Origin of the sequence: Enterobacter cloacae complex sp. BZL2005 (genome assembly GCF_049238885.1) — a bacterium.
GTDB lineage: Bacteria > Pseudomonadota > Gammaproteobacteria > Enterobacterales > Enterobacteriaceae > Enterobacter > Enterobacter roggenkampii.
This window is the reverse complement of sequence record NZ_JBMKGI010000005.1, coordinates 85,851-101,655: the sequence shown is the minus strand read 5'-3', so window position 1 is coordinate 101,655 and position 15,805 is coordinate 85,851. Positions and strand designations below refer to the sequence as shown.

Annotated in this window: 21 protein-coding genes; 10 read left to right on the top strand and 11 right to left on the bottom strand. The window is 54.9% G+C overall.

Annotated elements, in window-relative coordinates; translation table 11 throughout:
• Positions 1–2 precede the first annotated feature (2 nt).
• Both pmrA and pmrB read left to right on the top strand, forming a co-directional pair.
• Positions 3–665: a two-component system response regulator PmrA gene (gene pmrA, locus ACOTXI_RS11535; RefSeq protein WP_008501465.1), complete on the top strand. Its 663-nt coding sequence runs from the start codon at positions 3–5 to the stop codon at positions 663–665.
• Positions 662–1,705, top strand: coding sequence for a two-component system sensor histidine kinase PmrB (gene pmrB, locus ACOTXI_RS11530; RefSeq protein ID WP_008501464.1), 1,044 nt, complete (start codon positions 662–664; stop codon positions 1,703–1,705). Before pmrA ends, pmrB begins: the two co-directional genes overlap by 4 nt.
• A gap of 34 nt (positions 1,706–1,739) precedes the next feature.
• On the opposite strand, the gene cgtA is transcribed toward pmrB, so the two are convergent.
• The 4 genes from cgtA to rplU all read right to left on the bottom strand — a co-directional run bounded on the left by cgtA (position 1,740) and on the right by rplU (position 4,581).
• Complete coding sequence (gene cgtA, locus ACOTXI_RS11525; protein WP_021242261.1) at positions 1,740–2,915, bottom strand: Obg family GTPase CgtA; 1,176 nt, start codon at positions 2,913–2,915, stop codon at positions 1,740–1,742.
• A gap of 15 nt (positions 2,916–2,930) precedes the next feature.
• The gene (locus tag ACOTXI_RS11520; RefSeq protein WP_058655016.1) at positions 2,931–3,896 is read right to left on the bottom strand and encodes a DMT family transporter; all 966 of its coding nucleotides are present in this window, start codon (positions 3,894–3,896) and stop codon (positions 2,931–2,933) included.
• Positions 3,897–3,992: 96 nt separating this feature from the next.
• A complete protein-coding gene (gene rpmA / locus ACOTXI_RS11515) occupies positions 3,993–4,250 on the bottom strand; it encodes a 50S ribosomal protein L27 (RefSeq protein ID WP_004385076.1) in 258 nt (85 codons plus the stop codon).
• Between the two features lie 19 nt (positions 4,251–4,269).
• A complete protein-coding gene (gene rplU / locus ACOTXI_RS11510) occupies positions 4,270–4,581 on the bottom strand; it encodes a 50S ribosomal protein L21 (RefSeq protein ID WP_003025032.1) in 312 nt (103 codons plus the stop codon).
• A gap of 257 nt (positions 4,582–4,838) precedes the next feature.
• Here rplU and ispB point away from each other — a divergent pair, with 257 nt between their 5' ends.
• Together ispB and sfsB are read left to right on the top strand one after the other, a co-directional pair.
• On the top strand, positions 4,839–5,810 hold the full coding sequence (gene ispB / locus ACOTXI_RS11505; protein WP_008501461.1) for an octaprenyl diphosphate synthase: 972 nt from the start codon (positions 4,839–4,841) through the stop codon (positions 5,808–5,810).
• Positions 5,811–6,039: 229 nt separating this feature from the next.
• Positions 6,040–6,327 (top strand): DNA-binding transcriptional regulator SfsB, encoded by a 288-nt coding sequence (sfsB, locus tag ACOTXI_RS11500; RefSeq protein ID WP_058655015.1) that lies wholly within the window; start codon positions 6,040–6,042, stop codon positions 6,325–6,327.
• 60 nt (positions 6,328–6,387) lie between these two features.
• Here sfsB and murA read toward each other — a convergent pair whose 3' ends face one another.
• From murA to mlaF, 7 genes are all read right to left on the bottom strand, one after another.
• The gene (gene murA, locus ACOTXI_RS11495; RefSeq protein WP_032653609.1) at positions 6,388–7,647 is read right to left on the bottom strand and encodes a UDP-N-acetylglucosamine 1-carboxyvinyltransferase; all 1,260 of its coding nucleotides are present in this window, start codon (positions 7,645–7,647) and stop codon (positions 6,388–6,390) included.
• Positions 7,648–7,697: 50 nt separating this feature from the next.
• Positions 7,698–7,952 carry a BolA family iron metabolism protein IbaG gene (gene ibaG / locus ACOTXI_RS11490; RefSeq protein WP_008501458.1) on the bottom strand — a complete coding sequence of 85 codons (255 nt, stop codon included), beginning with the start codon at positions 7,950–7,952 and terminating at the stop codon, positions 7,698–7,700.
• A 126-nt stretch (positions 7,953–8,078) separates the two neighbouring features.
• Positions 8,079–8,372 carry a lipid asymmetry maintenance protein MlaB gene (gene mlaB / locus ACOTXI_RS11485; RefSeq protein WP_021242262.1) on the bottom strand — a complete coding sequence of 98 codons (294 nt, stop codon included), beginning with the start codon at positions 8,370–8,372 and terminating at the stop codon, positions 8,079–8,081.
• The gene (mlaC, locus tag ACOTXI_RS11480) at positions 8,372–9,007 is read right to left on the bottom strand and encodes a phospholipid-binding protein MlaC (protein ID WP_058655014.1); all 636 of its coding nucleotides are present in this window, start codon (positions 9,005–9,007) and stop codon (positions 8,372–8,374) included. Before mlaC ends, mlaB begins: the two co-directional genes overlap by 1 nt.
• A gap of 18 nt (positions 9,008–9,025) precedes the next feature.
• Positions 9,026–9,574 (bottom strand): outer membrane lipid asymmetry maintenance protein MlaD, encoded by a 549-nt coding sequence (mlaD, locus tag ACOTXI_RS11475; protein ID WP_008501455.1) that lies wholly within the window; start codon positions 9,572–9,574, stop codon positions 9,026–9,028.
• A 4-nt stretch (positions 9,575–9,578) separates the two neighbouring features.
• Positions 9,579–10,361 (bottom strand): lipid asymmetry maintenance ABC transporter permease subunit MlaE, encoded by a 783-nt coding sequence (mlaE, locus tag ACOTXI_RS11470; RefSeq protein ID WP_008501454.1) that lies wholly within the window; start codon positions 10,359–10,361, stop codon positions 9,579–9,581.
• A gap of 7 nt (positions 10,362–10,368) precedes the next feature.
• The gene (gene mlaF / locus ACOTXI_RS11465; RefSeq protein ID WP_008501452.1) at positions 10,369–11,181 is read right to left on the bottom strand and encodes a phospholipid ABC transporter ATP-binding protein MlaF; all 813 of its coding nucleotides are present in this window, start codon (positions 11,179–11,181) and stop codon (positions 10,369–10,371) included.
• 227 nt (positions 11,182–11,408) lie between these two features.
• Between mlaF and ACOTXI_RS11460 the strand changes: the two genes are divergently transcribed.
• From ACOTXI_RS11460 to lptB, 6 genes are read left to right on the top strand one after another with little or no spacing between them, the layout of a single operon-like run.
• Positions 11,409–12,386 carry a calcium/sodium antiporter gene (locus ACOTXI_RS11460; protein WP_008501451.1) on the top strand — a complete coding sequence of 326 codons (978 nt, stop codon included), beginning with the start codon at positions 11,409–11,411 and terminating at the stop codon, positions 12,384–12,386.
• Between the two features lie 13 nt (positions 12,387–12,399).
• Positions 12,400–13,386 carry an arabinose-5-phosphate isomerase KdsD gene (gene kdsD, locus ACOTXI_RS11455; protein WP_008501450.1) on the top strand — a complete coding sequence of 329 codons (987 nt, stop codon included), beginning with the start codon at positions 12,400–12,402 and terminating at the stop codon, positions 13,384–13,386.
• 14 nt (positions 13,387–13,400) lie between these two features.
• Positions 13,401–13,967: a 3-deoxy-manno-octulosonate-8-phosphatase KdsC gene (gene kdsC, locus ACOTXI_RS11450; RefSeq protein ID WP_008501449.1), complete on the top strand. Its 567-nt coding sequence runs from the start codon at positions 13,401–13,403 to the stop codon at positions 13,965–13,967.
• Positions 13,964–14,539, top strand: coding sequence for an LPS export ABC transporter periplasmic protein LptC (lptC, locus tag ACOTXI_RS11445; protein ID WP_058655013.1), 576 nt, complete (start codon positions 13,964–13,966; stop codon positions 14,537–14,539). The genes kdsC and lptC overlap by 4 nt, the downstream gene beginning before the upstream one ends.
• The gene (gene lptA / locus ACOTXI_RS11440; protein WP_008501447.1) at positions 14,508–15,062 is read left to right on the top strand and encodes a lipopolysaccharide ABC transporter substrate-binding protein LptA; all 555 of its coding nucleotides are present in this window, start codon (positions 14,508–14,510) and stop codon (positions 15,060–15,062) included. Before lptC ends, lptA begins: the two co-directional genes overlap by 32 nt.
• 6 nt (positions 15,063–15,068) lie before the next feature.
• A complete protein-coding gene (lptB, locus tag ACOTXI_RS11435) occupies positions 15,069–15,794 on the top strand; it encodes an LPS export ABC transporter ATP-binding protein (protein WP_008501446.1) in 726 nt (241 codons plus the stop codon).
• Positions 15,795–15,805 lie beyond the last annotated feature (11 nt).

Genomic DNA, 15,805 nt, shown 5'->3' with positions numbered 1-15,805 from the left:
CGATGAAACTACTTATAGTTGAAGACGATCTGTTATTGCAGGAAGGGCTGGCGCTGGGGCTGGCCAATGAAGGGTATGCTCTCGACTGTGCAGGCACCGCAGCAGAGGCGGATGCCCTGATCCAGAGCGGCGAATACAGCCTGGTGATCCTCGATTTGGGCTTGCCCGATAAAGACGGCGCCACGCTGCTCAGCCAGTGGCGACGTCGCGGCATCAACAATCCCGTCCTGATCCTGACGGCACGTGATGCCATTGAAGATCGTATCACCGGCCTCGATGCAGGCGCAGATGATTATCTGGTGAAGCCTTTCGCGCTCGCGGAGCTGCAGGCACGGGTGCGAGCGTTGATTCGCCGTTATCAGGGCCATAGTGATAACTTACTGACCGACGGCGACATTACGCTGAATTTGCAAACCCAGCAGGTGCTGCAACAGGATCAGGCCGTAGAGGTCACGCCAAAAGAGTTCGCCTTGCTTACGCGTCTGATCATGCGCAGCGGGCAAACGGTACACAGAGAAACGCTCCAGCAGGATATCTACTCCTGGCAGGACGATCCCGGGTCAAATACCCTTGAGGTCCACATCCATAATCTGCGGCGTAAGCTCGGTAAAGACAGGATCAAAACCGTTCGCGGCGTCGGCTATCGTCTGGAGAGCCAGAAATGAACAGCATGCGTCGGCGTCTGATGGTACTGCTGGCGGTCATTCTCCTGTTTTTTCAGCTGATAAGCGTCATCTGGCTATGGCATGAAAGCCGTGAACAGATTGGTTTTCTGGTCAACGAAACGCTGTCAGCGAAAGCGCGCAATAATCACGTTGAGAAAGAGATACGCGAAGCGATTGCCTCGCTGCTGGTCCCTTCCCTGGTGATGGTTGGCTTTACCCTGCTCTTCTCTTTCTGGGCGGTCACCTGGATAACCCGGCCGCTGAATAAACTCCGCGCCAGCCTCGCTAACCGTTCAGCCGATAACTTAACACCGCTTCCCATGTTTTCCGACATGGAAGAAATTGGCGCGGTGACGACCTCTCTGAACCAGCTGCTGGCCCGGCTGGATAGCACCATTAAGCAGGAACGTCTCTTCACTGCAGACGCTGCTCACGAGCTGAGAACGCCTCTTGCTGGCATCCGGCTCCATCTGGAGCTGATGTCGCAGTCAGGTGCGCCACAGGCCGCCACGCTGATTAGCCGTATCGATCAGCTCATGCATACCGTCGAACAGCTGCTGATGCTGGCCCGGGCCGGACAGGCCATGGCGAGCGGACACTACGAAACCGTGAACTGGACGGAAAATATCATTGAACCTCTCGGCCTGGGGCATGAAGCCAAAGAGCATACGGTGATTTGGCCCGCTAAAAGCGCGCTCACGGTTCAGGGAGACGCCGTTCTCCTGCGCCTCATGCTGCGCAACCTGCTGGAGAATGCCGGGCGCTACAGCCCGTCAGGGACAACGATTACAGTGACATTAACCGAGGTCGACGGCGGGACGCAGATTAGCGTTATCGATCAGGGTCCTGGAATTGATGAAGCGCACCGACAGTCAATTACCGAGCCATTCCGCCGTCTTGACCAGCGCTACGGAGGCAGTGGGCTGGGCCTGAGCATCGTGCAGCGCATCCTCCAGCTCCACCACGGCAGGCTAACGCTTGAGAATGGCGCTGAAGGTGGCTTAATCGCCAGCTGCTGGCTGCCCGCAACGCTGGAATAAAAAAAGCCCCCATAACGGGGGCTTTGAACAGCAATTAGTGCTTGTAGATGAACTCGACGCCTTCTTCGTCGTCTTCATCCCAGTCATCATCCCAGTCTTCATCGTCTTCTTCCGCTTCCAGCTCTTCGAGCTGCTGGCGGTGGTAGTCATCCCACATGAATTCGACTTTTTCAGGCTGTTTGACTTCTTCCGCCTGAACAATTGGGTTCTCAATGATGAAGGTCATCACATCCCAGCACAGATCTTTCACGCCAACCTGGCTTGCCGCAGAGATCAGGTAGTATTTATCTTCCCAACCCATCGCTTCAGCAATGGCTTTCGCTTTTGCTTCCGCTTCGGCTTTGTCCATCAGGTCGATCTTGTTGAAGACCAGCCAGCGTGGTTTGTTCGCCAGTTTCTCGCTGTATTTCTCCAGTTCGCCAACGATGATGCGGGCGTTTTCAACCGGATCGGAACCGTCGATAGGATCGATATCAATGAGGTGCAGCAGCACGCGGCAGCGCTCAAGGTGTTTCAAGAAGCGAATACCCAGACCCGCCCCTTCCGCGGCGCCTTCAATCAGGCCCGGAATATCGGCGACCACGAAGCTCTTCTCGTTATCCATACGGACAACGCCCAGGCTTGGTACCAGCGTGGTAAACGGATAGTCAGCCACTTTTGGCTTCGCCGCAGAAACCGCGCGAATAAACGTCGATTTACCTGCGTTTGGCATACCCAGCATGCCCACGTCAGCCAGAAGCATCAGTTCCAGCTGCAGGTCGCGCTTATCGCCCGGCGTACCCATCGTTTTCTGACGCGGCGTACGGTTAACGGACGATTTGAAACGGCTGTTACCCAGACCGTGCCAGCCGCCTTTCGCCACCATCAGGCGCTGACCGTGTTTGGTCATGTCGCCCATGGTTTCACCCGTCCCCTGGTCAATCACACGCGTACCGACCGGAACTTTAATGGTGACGTCTTTACCGCGTTTCCCGGTACAGTCACGGCTCTGGCCGTTCTGGCCACGTTCGGCGCGGAAGGATTTTTCGAAACGGTAGTCGATCAGCGTGTTGAGGTTCTCATCCGCCTCCAGCCACACGTCACCACCATCCCCACCGTCGCCGCCATCAGGACCGCCACGAGGGATATACTTTTCACGACGGAAGCTCACGCAACCGTTGCCGCCATCACCAGCCACGACCAGGATCGTCGCTTCATCAACAAACTTCATTTTACTCTCCGTAACTCATTCGCCTGAGCGGGGGACTACTACAACCGCTTCATTTTTGCGCCAACGTCCCCAAAGACGATGACCAATGGCGGAATACATCGCGCCCGCAACCACGACAAACGCACCGAGATAACCCAACAGGTTGAGCATCGGTCTGACGAAGACATCGGGCCAGGCCATTGATAACAAATCTGAAAATAACAGCGTAAACAGCGGGGTAAGCGTGATCAACGCGCTCACCTGTGCTGCCTGCCAGCGCGCCATCGCTTCGGCCAGCGCGCCATAACCGACCAGCGTGTTCAGCCCACAAAAAATGAGGCACGCCAGTTGCCAGTCGCTAAGCTGGGTAATCACGCCCGGCTTCGCTAATGGCAGCAATGCTATTGTACACAAAGCGTACAGCAAAAAGAGGATCTGCTGTGAGGCAAGCCGACGCAATAACACCTTTTGCGCGACGCCATAGCTCACCCAGACCGTTGCTGCCCCCACACCGAAAATGACACCCCAGGTGTAATCCGTCAGGCGGGTAAAAATCTCGATCAGACTGGTGTTGAAGAACATCACCAGACCGCACAACAGCATGCTCGCCCCGATAATCTGCGTACCGCGCATCTTCTCCTTGAGGATAAAGACGCTGGCGACCATCATGCCCACCGGCGAAAGCTGACCAATCACCTGCGACGCCGTGGGGCTGAGATATTGCAGGGAAGAGCTGAACAGGATGAAGTTACCGAACAGACCGCCCGTCGCGATAGCCAGCAATACCAGCCAGCGCGGTTTACGGAAGAGCCGCAAGGGTGGAAGCTTACCTTTGATGGCCAGAATCGCCCCGAGGCCGATGCTTGCCATCAGAAAGCGATAAAAGACCACCGTAGGCGGCTCCATCACTTCCAGTACCTGCTTCATTGCAATTGGCAGCGCACCCCAGCACATTGCGGTTGTGAGCGCCAAAAGAATTCCTATGCCGGCCTGCTGCTTCATGCCCGTTTTCCCTACAGAAAAAATTACCGGGTTTCCAATGTAAAAAGCCCCGCAACAGGTTGCGGGGCTTTAATCCGTTACCGGACCGAGAAAACCTTACTCAGCAACGATGCTGATGTATTTACGGTTGTTCGGGCCTTTAACTTCAAATTTCACTTTACCGTCTGCTTTAGCAAACAGAGTGTGGTCACGACCGCAACCTACGTTGTTGCCAGCGTGGAATTTGGTACCACGTTGACGAACGATGATGCTACCCGCCAGAACGGATTCGCCACCGAAACGCTTAACGCCCAGGCGTTTAGCTTCTGAATCGCGACCGTTACGTGTGGAGCCGCCAGCCTTTTTATGTGCCATTTAAATCTCTCCTCAGGTCTTAGGCGCTGATGCCAGTAATTTTCACATCAGTGAACCACTGACGGTGGCCCTGCTGCTTACGGTAGTGCTTACGACGACGAAACTTAACGATTTTAACTTTCTCGCCACGACCGTGTGCAACAACTTCAGCTTTGATAACGCCGCCATCAACGAAAGGAACGCCGATTTTGACTTCTTCACCGTTTGCGATCATCAGAACTTCTGCGAACTCAACAGATTCGCCAGTTGCGATGTCCAGCTTTTCCAGGCGAACGGTCTGACCTTCGCTTACTCGGTGTTGTTTACCACCACTTTGGAAAACCGCGTACATATAAACTCCGCTTCCGCGCACGTCCTCGTATGAATCAGAGTGCGCTATAAATATTCACAATAGGGCGCGAATATTACGCAAAACGCGAGCCTTTGACAAGTGCTACCGTCAATACATGAAGAAAAAAAACACAACACGTACGGTAACGTTTATCTGAGCCGTTTTTTCAGTACAATCAGCACTACTATTGATAAACCGAAACCCTTCGTTACCCCATTGAAGATGGGATCAACAGGATAAAAAGCCCGGCTTTTGCGATGAATTTAGAAAAAATCAACGAGTTAACCGCGCAAGATATGGCGGGTGTGAATGCAGCAATCCTGGAGCAACTCAACTCTGACGTTCAGCTGATCAATCAGTTGGGCTATTACATTGTCAGCGGCGGCGGTAAACGCATTCGTCCGATGATTGCTATTCTGGCTGCCAGAGCCGTTGGCTATCAGGGAAATGCCCACATCACTATCGCCGCGCTCATCGAATTTATCCACACGGCGACGCTTCTGCACGACGATGTGGTGGATGAATCGGATATGCGTCGTGGCAAAGCCACGGCTAACGCCGCGTTCGGGAACGCAGCCAGCGTCCTTGTGGGAGATTTTATCTATACCCGCGCCTTCCAGATGATGACCAGCCTGGGTTCCCTGAAAGTGCTGGAAGTGATGTCCGAAGCCGTTAACGTCATCGCTGAAGGCGAAGTGCTCCAGCTGATGAACGTCAACGACCCGGACATCACTGAAGAAAACTACATGCGCGTCATCTACAGCAAAACCGCGCGCCTGTTTGAAGCGGCGGCCCAGTGTTCCGGCATTTTGGCGGGCTGTACCGAAGCGCAGGAAAAAGGCCTGCAGGACTATGGCCGCTATCTGGGCACAGCCTTCCAGCTGATTGACGATCTGCTGGATTACAGTGCGGACGGCGAGACGCTCGGCAAAAACGTTGGCGATGACCTGAACGAAGGCAAACCGACCCTGCCGCTGCTCCACGCCATGCGTAACGGAACGGCCGACCAGGCGAAGATGATCCGTGAAGCGATTGAGCAGGGAAATGGCCGCCATCTTCTGGAACCTGTACTGGAAACCATGGCAATCTGCGGATCGCTGGAATGGACGCGTCAGCGTGCAGAAGAAGAAGCCGACAAGGCCATCGAGGCCCTTCAGGTCATTCCAGACAGCCCATGGCGCGAGGCACTGATTGGCCTTGCCCACATCGCCGTTCAGCGCGACCGTTAATCTCCCTTTTTCTCCCCGCGATCCTGGCGGGGAGATTCCTGTACACACCAGTAAATTCCGCGTTCATGTAAATTCATCGGTTTAGAGACCGCATGAATAAAGCCATGTCTTATTCTGAATATTCCTTCAAGTAACGCGAACTTTTTAGAACAAGAGTTCGAAATGGGTATAGTAAACCCGTCGTTTCAGAAGAAACGGCGTAGGTGAATCCGAACTTAAGGACGGCGTTATGGATACGAAATTTATCGACTGGCACACGGCTGATATTATTGCCGCACTGCGCAAAAAAGGCACTTCACTGGCAGCAGAGTCCCGCCGCCATGGACTGAGTTCTTCAACTCTGGCAAACGCTCTCACCCGCCCCTGGCCAAAAGGAGAATTAATTATCGCAACGGCGCTGGACACGCATCCGTGGGTGATTTGGCCTTCGCGCTACCACGATCCTGTCACCCATGAATTTATCGACAGATCGCGCATGATTCGCCTGAGAAAAGTAAAAAAAGAATCGCAGGAATAAGGTTTTTTTGACAGGAACAGCAACCCCCCGGTCATTTCTGGCAGGGGGCTGCCGGAACGATTACTCGCCCTTCACACGCTCGATATTGGCACCCAGCGCGCGCAGTTTATCTTCGATACGCTCATAGCCACGATCGATGTGATAAATACGATCCACGATCGTTGTGCCTTCCGCGATACAACCCGCCAACACCAGGCTGGCAGACGCACGCAGATCGGTTGCCATCACCTGAGCACCGGACAGTTTCTCAACGCCGTGGCAAATCACGGTATTACTTTCGATCTCGGCACGTGCCCCCATACGGATCAGTTCCGGTACGTGCATAAAGCGGTTCTCGAAAATGGTTTCCGTGATAAAGCCGGTCCCTTCGGCGACCAGGTTCAACAAGGTGAACTGTGCCTGCATGTCAGTTGGGAAGGCCGGATGCGGTGCCGTACGCACATTGACCGCTTTTGGACGCTGTCCATGCATATCAAGGCTGATCCAGTCTTCACCGATTTCGATATCCGCGCCCGCATCGCGCAGTTTCGCCAGCACCGCATCCAGGGTATCTGGCTGCGCGTTGCGACAAACAATTTTCCCGCCAGAGATCGCAGCAGCGATCAGGAAGGTACCGGTTTCGATACGGTCCGGCAGTACGCGATAGACACCCCCGCCCAGACGCTCAACGCCTTCGATGGTGATGCGGTCGGTACCCTGACCGGAGATCTTCGCACCCAGCGCCACGAGGAAGTTGGCAGTATCCACAATCTCCGGTTCACGCGCGGCGTTTTCGATGACCGTGGTCCCTTCTGCCAGCGTTGCCGCAGACATAATGGTCACCGTTGCGCCCACGCTCACTTTGTCCATAACAATGTGCGCGCCTTTCAGACGACCATTGACGGACGCTTTAACGTAGCCTTCTTCCAGCTTGATCTCTGCGCCCAGTTTTTCCAGGCCAAAGATGTGCAGGTCAACCGGACGCGCACCGATAGCGCAACCGCCCGGCAGCGAAACCTGACCCTGACCGAAACGCGCCACCAGCGGGCCAAGCGCCCAGATGGAAGCACGCATGGTTTTCACCAGATCGTAAGGGGCAGAGAAGTTATTCACCTTGCTGGCGTCGATCCAGACGGAACCGTTACGCTCGACTTTCGTGCCCAACTGGGTGAGCAGCTTCATGGTGGTGTCGATATCTTTCAGCTTCGGTACGTTCTGAATCTCTACCGGCTCTTCCGCGAGCAGTGCAGCAAAGAGGATGGGCAGCGCGGCGTTTTTCGCGCCAGAAATTGTGACTTCGCCCTGGAGACGCGTTGGCCCCTGTACACGAAATTTATCCATGGTGTGCTCTCTTATAAATTCAACCGTGCTGCGGGCCTGTCGCCCTCAGCTCAAAAACCGTTTAGTTTGCGATCGCGTGCCCACTCTTGCGGGGTGAACGCTTTAATCGACAGGGCGTGGATGCGGTTATCCGCAATATATTCCATCAGCGGCGCGTACACAGCCTGCTGTTTCTTCACACGGCTCATACCGTCGAACATCTCACCCACAGCAATAACCTGGAAGTGACTGCCATCGCCTGTGACGTGGGCTTCCTGAAGGGAGAGTGCATTCATCAGCACTGTCTGGATTTCATGATTTTCCATGGGCTCTTAATCATCTGATAGTGAAAACAAGCCCAACATCTTAGAGCAAAGTGGCGTCGTCTTAAACAAGCAAAAAGCCCCGACGATGAAACTGTCAGGGCTTTCGGAAGTAACGCACTGAAAATATTAACGAGGCAGTACGTCCTGAGGGAGATTGTAGAGCTGCGCCAGAGTCACGACATTCTCGCTCGCGCCGCGAAGCGTGACGCTCGCCCCCTGCTTTTTCCCTACCGCAACCAGATGGGCAAGCAGTGCAACGCCTGCCGTATCTACCCGCGTGACGTCGGTTAAGTCAATAACCGTCACGCCCTGCATGGCCTCATGGCGTTTATCCCATAAGGGGTTCAGCAGATCCTGATCCAGCTCACCGGACAGCTTTAATGTCTCGCCTTCACGCGACCAGCTGAGTTGCTGTGACATTACTTCTTCTCGTCCAGACTAATTTTCTGACGAGCGATGGACTGCAGCTGCGCGGTCAGGCCATCAATCCCCTTGGTGCGCAGCAGGTCGCTCCACTCGTTCTGTTTGGTGGTGATCATGCTTACGCCTTCAGCGATCATGTCATACGCCTGCCAGTGGCCGGTCTGGCTGTTTTTACGCCACTGGAAATCCAGACGCACCGGCGGACGGCCGTTAGGATCGTTGATCGTTACGCGAATAGGGACGATGGTCGCATCACCCAGCGGCTGCTCCGGGGCGATCTGATAGGTCTGACCGTGGTACATCGCCAGCGCCTGACCATACGCCTGCTTCAGGTATTCACGGAAAGCGGCAAAATAGGCATCACGCTGAGCCGGGGTTGCGTCTTTGTAATAGCGGCCCAGCACCAGGGCTCCCGCATATTTGATCTGCACGTACGGCAGCAGCTCCTGGTCAACCACGTCACGCAGGTAATCAGGATTAGCACGAATCTTAGGCTGCTCGTTTTTAAGACGATCGAAGGTTTTCTTCGCGGCTTCGTCCATCAGTTTGTACGGGTTACTCTGATCCGCCGCGTGCACCGCGGTGAGAGGGGCAATAACCAGCATGGCAAACATTAACAGTCGTTTAAACATGAATGACTTCTCCTGATATTAATTCGCAGCACCTGGGGTCGGCGCAGCATTGGTATGGTCTTCACTCTGCGCAGGGGCATTGTCAGACTTTTTATCATCCCCTTTACTGTTGTAAAGGAACTGACCAATCATATCTTCCAGCACCATGGCGGACTTGGTGTCCTGGATCACGCTCCCGTCCTTAAGGATAGTCGTTCCCAGCTCGGGGTCTTCAAAACCGACGTTAAGCGCCAGATATTGTTCGCCCAGCAGACCGGAAGTCCGGATAGAAAGGGAGCTGGTGTCCGGAATGTGGTTGTAACGCTCTTCGATATCCATCGCGACGCGTGGCAGATAGGTCTTCTCATCCAGCGTAATGTCAGATACGCGTCCGATCACCACGCCGCCAATACGGACCGGTGAACGCGCCTTCAGCCCGCCGATGTTATCGAAGGTGGCATAGATGCGATACGTCGGCTCGGTGCGCACAGACGTGATATCCGCCGCTCTCAGGCAGATAAACAGCGCGGCCAGCAGCGCCAGCAGCAGGAATACACCGACCCAAATTTCATTTTTTCTCGTTTGCATGAACTCAATTCCCAAACATCAGTGCGGTGAGCACAAAATCCAGACCCAGTACGGCCAGCGACGAATGAACGACTGTACGTGTAGTTGCGCGGCTAATGCCCGCCGACGTCGGGATGGCATCGTAACCATTGAACAATGCAATCCAGGTGACCGTAATGGCAAATACCACGCTCTTAATCAGGCAGTTAATCAGATCCATTCGCAGATCAATGGCGTCCTGCATGGCAGACCAGAAGAAACCGGCATCAATGCCTTTCCAGTGCACGCCAACCAGCGAACCGCCCCAGATCCCAACGGCGACAAACAGAATCGTCAGCAGCGGTAAAGAGATGACCCCGGCCCAGAAACGCGGCGAGATCACGCGACGCAGCGGATCGACCGCCATCATTTCCATGCTGGAGAGCTGCTCGGTCGCGCGCATCAGGCCAATTTCAGCCGTTAAGGCCGACCCCGCGCGCCCGGCGAAAAGCAGCGCCGCCACAACGGGCCCCAGTTCACGCAGCAGCGAGAGCGCCACCAGCATCCCGAGGCTGGTTTCCGCACTGTAGGTTGTCAGCACCAGGTAGCCCTGCAGACCCAGCACCATACCGATAAACAGACCGGAGACAATGATGATGAGCATCGACAGCACGCCGACGTTATAAAGCTGACGCACCAATAGCGGCGCGTGCTTACGGAATTCCGGCTTGCCGACCAGCGCGTTGAATAACATCAATCCGGCACGCCCGAACGTCCTGATGGTTTTTATGCCACGGTGTCCGAGAGCGGCCAACGCATTTAACAGCATGAGTGGCTTAACTCCCTATTCCCAGTAAATCGTCACGATAGTCGCCCGCCGGGTAGCGGAACGGCACAGGGCCATCGGCAATACCGTCAAGGAACTGCCGCACGCGCGGATCGCAATTTTCCTGCAGCGCCTGGGCGCTACCGTGTGCGACGATCTTTTTGTCCGCTACGATGTAGGCGTAATCGGCAATGCTCAACACTTCAGGTACATCGTGAGACACCACAATGCAGGTGACGCCAAGCGCGCTGTTCAGCTCAGAGATGAGCTTCACCAGCACGCCCATCGTGATGGGATCCTGCCCGACAAACGGTTCGTCGAACATAATTAAATCAGGTTCTAATGCGATGGCTCGCGCCAGCGCGGCACGACGCGCCATCCCGCCAGACAGCTCCGAAGGCATCAGCTTCGCGGCGCCCCGCAGCCCGACGGCTTCTAGCTTCATCATCACCGTGCTTTTCAGCAGCGCAGGCGGCAGGCTGGTATGCTCGCGCAGCGGATAGGCAACGTTATCAAAGACGTTCATGTCGGTGAACAAAGCCCCCGACTGAAAGAGCATGCTCATGCGTTTGCGAACAGTATACAGGCGCGAGCGCGACATCTCCGGGATGTTTTCGCCATCAAAGAGGATTTCACCGCTATCCGGTGGGATCTGCCCACCGATAAGGCGGAGCAGGGTCGTTTTACCGATCCCGGACGGCCCCATGATGGCAGTAATTTTGCCACGCGGCACGGTCAACGAAATATCATCAAATATCAATCTGTTGGCGCGAGAAAAACTCACACCGCGGACATCGACTAAATTCGCCATGGTTTGGCTCATTTATGGTTCCTTTCTTATCCTGCTCACGTTAAGGCATGTAGCCTGAATCAGCCCTAAACTCCGCATTTTTACAGAATAATAACCGTAGAGGTTAGCGAAAGCTGGCATTTGTTTTACTTTTCCGGCGCATAAAGTCAAAATTAGGAATTCGTTACGCCTCAGACTGTATGCAGTCCAGCCATTCCCGAGCAATGGACCGACGAGTATACCTGAAGAAAGGACTTTTGATGCTTTTAGCAACAGCACTGTTAATAATTGGTTTACTGTTGGTGGTCTACAGTGCTGACCGTTTAGTGTTTGCTGCATCTATCCTGTGTCGCCTGAGTGGCGTACCGCCTGTTGTCATCGGGATGACCGTGGTCAGCGTAGGAACGTCGCTTCCTGAAATCATCGTCTCTGTCTCCGCCTCGCTGCATGGTCAGGTAGACCTGGCAGTCGGCACCGCCATTGGCTCTAACATCGTCAATATTTTATTGATTTTAGGCTTGGCCGCGCTGCTCCATCCTTTTCGCGTGCATTCTGATGTTCTGCGCCGTGAATTGCCGCTAATGTTACTCGTAAGCCTGCTGGCAGGGTGCGTATTTTACGATGGCGTACTGAGCTACAGCGACGGCATTTTCCTGCTGGCGCTGGCCGTTATTTGGCTGCTGTATAGTGTTAAGATCGCCCGTCTGGCTGAAAAGCAGGGTCAGGATAGCCTCACGCGCGAGCAGGTCGCCGAGCTTCCGCGAGAAGGCACGCTGCCTGTTGCCCTGCTCTGGCTGGGCGTCGCACTGATCATCATGCCGATGGCAACGCGCATGGTCGTGGATAACGCGACGGTGCTGGCGAACTATTTTGCCATCAGCGAGCTGACTATAGGCCTGACGGTGATTGCCATCGGCACCAGCCTGCCGGAGCTGGCCACCGCCATTGCGGGGGCACGTAAAGGTGAGGATGACATTGCCATTGGTAATATCATCGGTTCTAACATTTTTAATATCGCTATTGTGATGGGCCTGCCGGCCCTGATTTCGCCAGGGCCCTTTAATCCTCTGGCGTTCTCACGTGATTACGGCGTGATGTTGCTGGTCAGCGTAATTTTTGCCCTGCTCTGCTGGCGGCGGCAACGACAGATCGGCAAAGGCGCAGGCGCGCTGCTGACGGGTGGATTTATCGTATGGATGGCGATGCTGTACTGGCTCTCGCCTCTTCTCTCTGGGTAAACGGAAACGCATTATGTCGCAAATAGAATTGCAGCCGGGTTTTGACTTTCAGAAAGCAGGCAAAGACGTTCTGGAGATTGAACGTGAAGGTCTGGCGCAGTTAGATCAGTACATTAATCAGGATTTTAGTCTGGCATGTGAGAAGATATTCTACTGCGCCGGCAAAGTCGTGGTGATGGGGATGGGCAAATCCGGCCACATTGGACGCAAAATGGCGGCAACCTTTGCCAGTACCGGCACCTCTTCCTTCTTTGTCCACCCGGGGGAAGCCGCGCACGGGGACCTGGGTATGGTCACGCCGCAGGATATCGTCATCGCGCTCTCCAACTCCGGTGAGTCCAATGAAATCCTGGCGCTCATCCCGGTTCTGAAGCGACTGCAGGTGCCGCTGATTTGCATGACCAGCCGTCCGGAAAGCAGCATGGCGCGTGCAGCCGATATTCACCTGTGCGTGAAGGTTCCCAAGGAGGCCTGTCCGCTCGGTCTGGCGCCGACCTCCAGCACCACCGCTGCACTGGTCATGGGCGATGCGCTTGCCGTGGCGCTGCTTGAAGCCCGTGGCTTTACGCCGGAAGATTTCGCGCTTTCCCACCCGGGCGGCGCGCTGGGGCGCAAGCTCCTGCTGCGGGTAAACGATATTATGCACACCGGGGATGAGATCCCTCACGTCAGTAAAGAAGCCTCCCTGCGTGATGCTCTGCTGGAAATCACCCGTAAGAATCTGGGGATGACGGTCGTGTGCGACGATCTGATGAAAATTCAGGGGATCTTCACCGATGGCGACCTGCGTCGCGTGTTCGATATGGGTGTCGATGTCCGCACGCTCGGCATTGCCGACGTGATGACGCCGGGCGGTATCCGCGTGCGTCCGGGTACGCTGGCCGTGGATGTGCTGAACCTGATGCAGTCCCGCCATATCACCTCCGTTATGGTTGCCGATGGCGACCAGTTGCTGGGTGTGGTACATATGCATGATCTGCTGCGCGCAGGCGTAGTGTAATGAAGGATAAGACAATGAGTAATGCGGGTGCATCCCTTGCAACCTGTTATGGTCCGGTCAGTACGCAGATGATGGCAAAGGCGGAAAACATTCGTCTGCTCATCCTCGATGTGGATGGGGTTCTCTCCGACGGCCTGATTTACATGGGCAATAATGGTGAAGAGCTGAAGGCGTTTAACGTTCGCGACGGCTACGGTATCCGCTGTGCGCTCACCTCGGGGATTGAGGTGGCGATCATCACCGGACGAAACGCTAAACTGGTAGAAGACCGCTGTGAAACTTTAGGTATTACCCATCTGTATCAGGGTCAATCCGATAAGATGGCGGCGTTCAATGATTTACTGGGTAAACTGGCTATCGCACCGGAAAACGTGGCCTACGTCGGGGACGACCTGATTGACTGGCCGGTGATGGCTGAAGTTGGGCTGAGCATCGCCGTTGCCGATGCGCATCCGCTGCTGATCCCGCGCGCCGACTACGTTACCCACATCAACGGTGGCCGCGGCGCTGTCCGTGAAGTCTGCGATCTGCTTCTGCTGGCGCAGGGCAAGCTTGATGAGGCCAAAGGGCAATCGATATGAGTAAAACCAGACGTTGGATTATCATTTTGCTTTCGCTTGTCGCACTGGTATTGATTGGCGTGAACCTTGCCGATCGCGACGATACGCAAACGGAAGTGATCAACAATACCGATCCAACCTATAAAAGCGATCACAGCGACACCGTGGTCTATAGCCCGGAAGGCGCGCTGAACTATCGCCTGATTGCCCAGCATGTTGAATATTTTTCCGATGATGGCGTTTCATGGTTTACCCAACCTGTGATGACCACATTTGATAAAAACAAAGTGCCGACGTGGTCAATTAAGTCAGATCGGGCCAAACTGACAAATGACCGTATGCTTTATCTGTATGGCCACGTTGAAGTCAACGCCCTGACCGCTGACTCGCAACTGCGAAAAATTACGACGGATAATGCCCAGATCAACCTGGTAACCCAGGACGTGACGTCGCAGGATCTGGTCACACTGTATGGCACAACATTTAATTCCAGCGGTTTAAGAATGCGCGGGAACTTACGCAGCAAGAACGCCGAGCTGATTGAAAAGGTTAGAACCTCCTATGAAATTCAAAACAAACAAACTCAGCCTTAAAGTAATTATCGCCAGCGCGATGCTGGCGGCCAGTCTCCCCGCGCTTGCTGTAACGGGCGATACCGACCAGCCGATCCATATTGAGTCCGACACCCAGTCTCTCGATATGCAGGGTAACGTCGTCACCTTCACGGGTAACGTCGTCATGACCCAGGGCACCATCAAAATCAACGCCGACAAAGTGGTCGTAACCCGTCCGGGTGGCGAGCAGGGCAAAGAGATTATCGATGGCTATGGTAATCCGGCGACCTTCTACCAGATGCAGGACAACGGCAAGCCGGTGAAAGGCCGCGCTACGCACATGCACTATGAGCTGGCGAAGGATCTGGTCATCCTGACCGGGAATGCGTATCTGGAACAGCTGGACAGCAACATTACCGGCGACCAGATTACCTATCTGGTTAAAGAGCAAAAAATGCAGGCCTCCAGCGAGAAAGGCAAACGCGTGACCACCGTACTGGTTCCGTCGCAGCTGCAGGACAAAGGCAAGGGCCAGGCCCCGGCACAGAAGAAGAGTAACTAATTCGTTATGGCAACATTAACTGCAAAAAACCTCGCGAAGGCCTATAAGGGCCGCCGTGTCGTAGAAGATGTCAGTCTGACCGTCAACTCCGGCGAAATCGTGGGGCTGCTTGGCCCGAACGGTGCGGGTAAAACGACAACCTTCTACATGGTGGTGGGTATTGTGCCGCGCGATGCCGGCAACATTATCATTGACGATGAAGACATCAGCCTTCTGCCGCTGCACGCGCGCGCGCGTCGCGGGATCGGCTATCTGCCGCAGGAAGCCTCCATTTTCCGTCGTCTCAGCGTTTACGACAACCTGATGGCGGTCCTGCAAATTCGTAACGACCTGACCAACGAACAGCGTCAGGATCGTGCCAACGAGCTGATGGAAGAGTTCCACATTGAGCATTTGCGCGACAGCCTCGGTCAGGCACTCTCCGGGGGCGAACGCCGTCGCGTTGAGATTGCGCGTGCGCTGGCCGCAAACCCGAAATTTATCCTTCTGGATGAACCGTTTGCGGGCGTTGATCCCATCTCCGTTATCGACATTAAACGTATCATTGAGCACCTGCGCGACAGCGGGCTTGGCGTACTGATCACCGACCACAACGTGCGTGAAACGCTGGCCGTATGTGAACGCGCCTATATTGTCAGCCAGGGCAATCTGATCGCCCACGGTACGCCGCAGCAGATCCTCGAAGACGATCATGTTAAGCGCGTCTATCTTGGGGAAGACTTCAGACTCTGATAGGGTAGAGG

Excerpts from the sequence above, each read along its gene's own strand:
- ACOTXI_RS11520 (WP_058655016.1), bottom strand. The coding sequence starts at position 3,896 with ATGAAGCAGCAGGCCGGCATAGGAATTCTTTTGGCGCTCACAACCGCA.
- rpmA (WP_004385076.1), bottom strand. The coding sequence starts at position 4,250 with ATGGCACATAAAAAGGCTGGCGGCTCCACACGTAACGGTCGCGATTCA.
- mlaC (WP_058655014.1), bottom strand. The coding sequence starts at position 9,007 with ATGTTTAAACGACTGTTAATGTTTGCCATGCTGGTTATTGCCCCTCTC.
- mlaB (WP_021242262.1), bottom strand. The coding sequence starts at position 8,372 with ATGTCACAGCAACTCAGCTGGTCGCGTGAAGGCGAGACATTAAAGCTG.
- sfsB (WP_058655015.1), top strand. The coding sequence starts at position 6,040 with ATGGATACGAAATTTATCGACTGGCACACGGCTGATATTATTGCCGCA.
- kdsC (WP_008501449.1), top strand. The coding sequence starts at position 13,401 with ATGAGTAATGCGGGTGCATCCCTTGCAACCTGTTATGGTCCGGTCAGT.
- kdsD (WP_008501450.1), top strand. The coding sequence starts at position 12,400 with ATGTCGCAAATAGAATTGCAGCCGGGTTTTGACTTTCAGAAAGCAGGC.
- lptC (WP_058655013.1), top strand. The coding sequence starts at position 13,964 with ATGAGTAAAACCAGACGTTGGATTATCATTTTGCTTTCGCTTGTCGCA.
- murA (WP_032653609.1), bottom strand. The coding sequence starts at position 7,647 with ATGGATAAATTTCGTGTACAGGGGCCAACGCGTCTCCAGGGCGAAGTC.
- mlaF (WP_008501452.1), bottom strand. The coding sequence starts at position 11,181 with ATGAGCCAAACCATGGCGAATTTAGTCGATGTCCGCGGTGTGAGTTTT.
- lptA (WP_008501447.1), top strand. The coding sequence starts at position 14,508 with ATGAAATTCAAAACAAACAAACTCAGCCTTAAAGTAATTATCGCCAGC.
- rplU (WP_003025032.1), bottom strand. The coding sequence starts at position 4,581 with ATGTACGCGGTTTTCCAAAGTGGTGGTAAACAACACCGAGTAAGCGAA.
- mlaD (WP_008501455.1), bottom strand. The coding sequence starts at position 9,574 with ATGCAAACGAGAAAAAATGAAATTTGGGTCGGTGTATTCCTGCTGCTG.
- lptB (WP_008501446.1), top strand. The coding sequence starts at position 15,069 with ATGGCAACATTAACTGCAAAAAACCTCGCGAAGGCCTATAAGGGCCGC.
- ispB (WP_008501461.1), top strand. The coding sequence starts at position 4,839 with ATGAATTTAGAAAAAATCAACGAGTTAACCGCGCAAGATATGGCGGGT.
- pmrA (WP_008501465.1), top strand. The coding sequence starts at position 3 with ATGAAACTACTTATAGTTGAAGACGATCTGTTATTGCAGGAAGGGCTG.
- ibaG (WP_008501458.1), bottom strand. The coding sequence starts at position 7,952 with ATGGAAAATCATGAAATCCAGACAGTGCTGATGAATGCACTCTCCCTT.
- ACOTXI_RS11460 (WP_008501451.1), top strand. The coding sequence starts at position 11,409 with ATGCTTTTAGCAACAGCACTGTTAATAATTGGTTTACTGTTGGTGGTC.
- cgtA (WP_021242261.1), bottom strand. The coding sequence starts at position 2,915 with ATGAAGTTTGTTGATGAAGCGACGATCCTGGTCGTGGCTGGTGATGGC.
- mlaE (WP_008501454.1), bottom strand. The coding sequence starts at position 10,361 with ATGCTGTTAAATGCGTTGGCCGCTCTCGGACACCGTGGCATAAAAACC.
- pmrB (WP_008501464.1), top strand. The coding sequence starts at position 662 with ATGAACAGCATGCGTCGGCGTCTGATGGTACTGCTGGCGGTCATTCTC.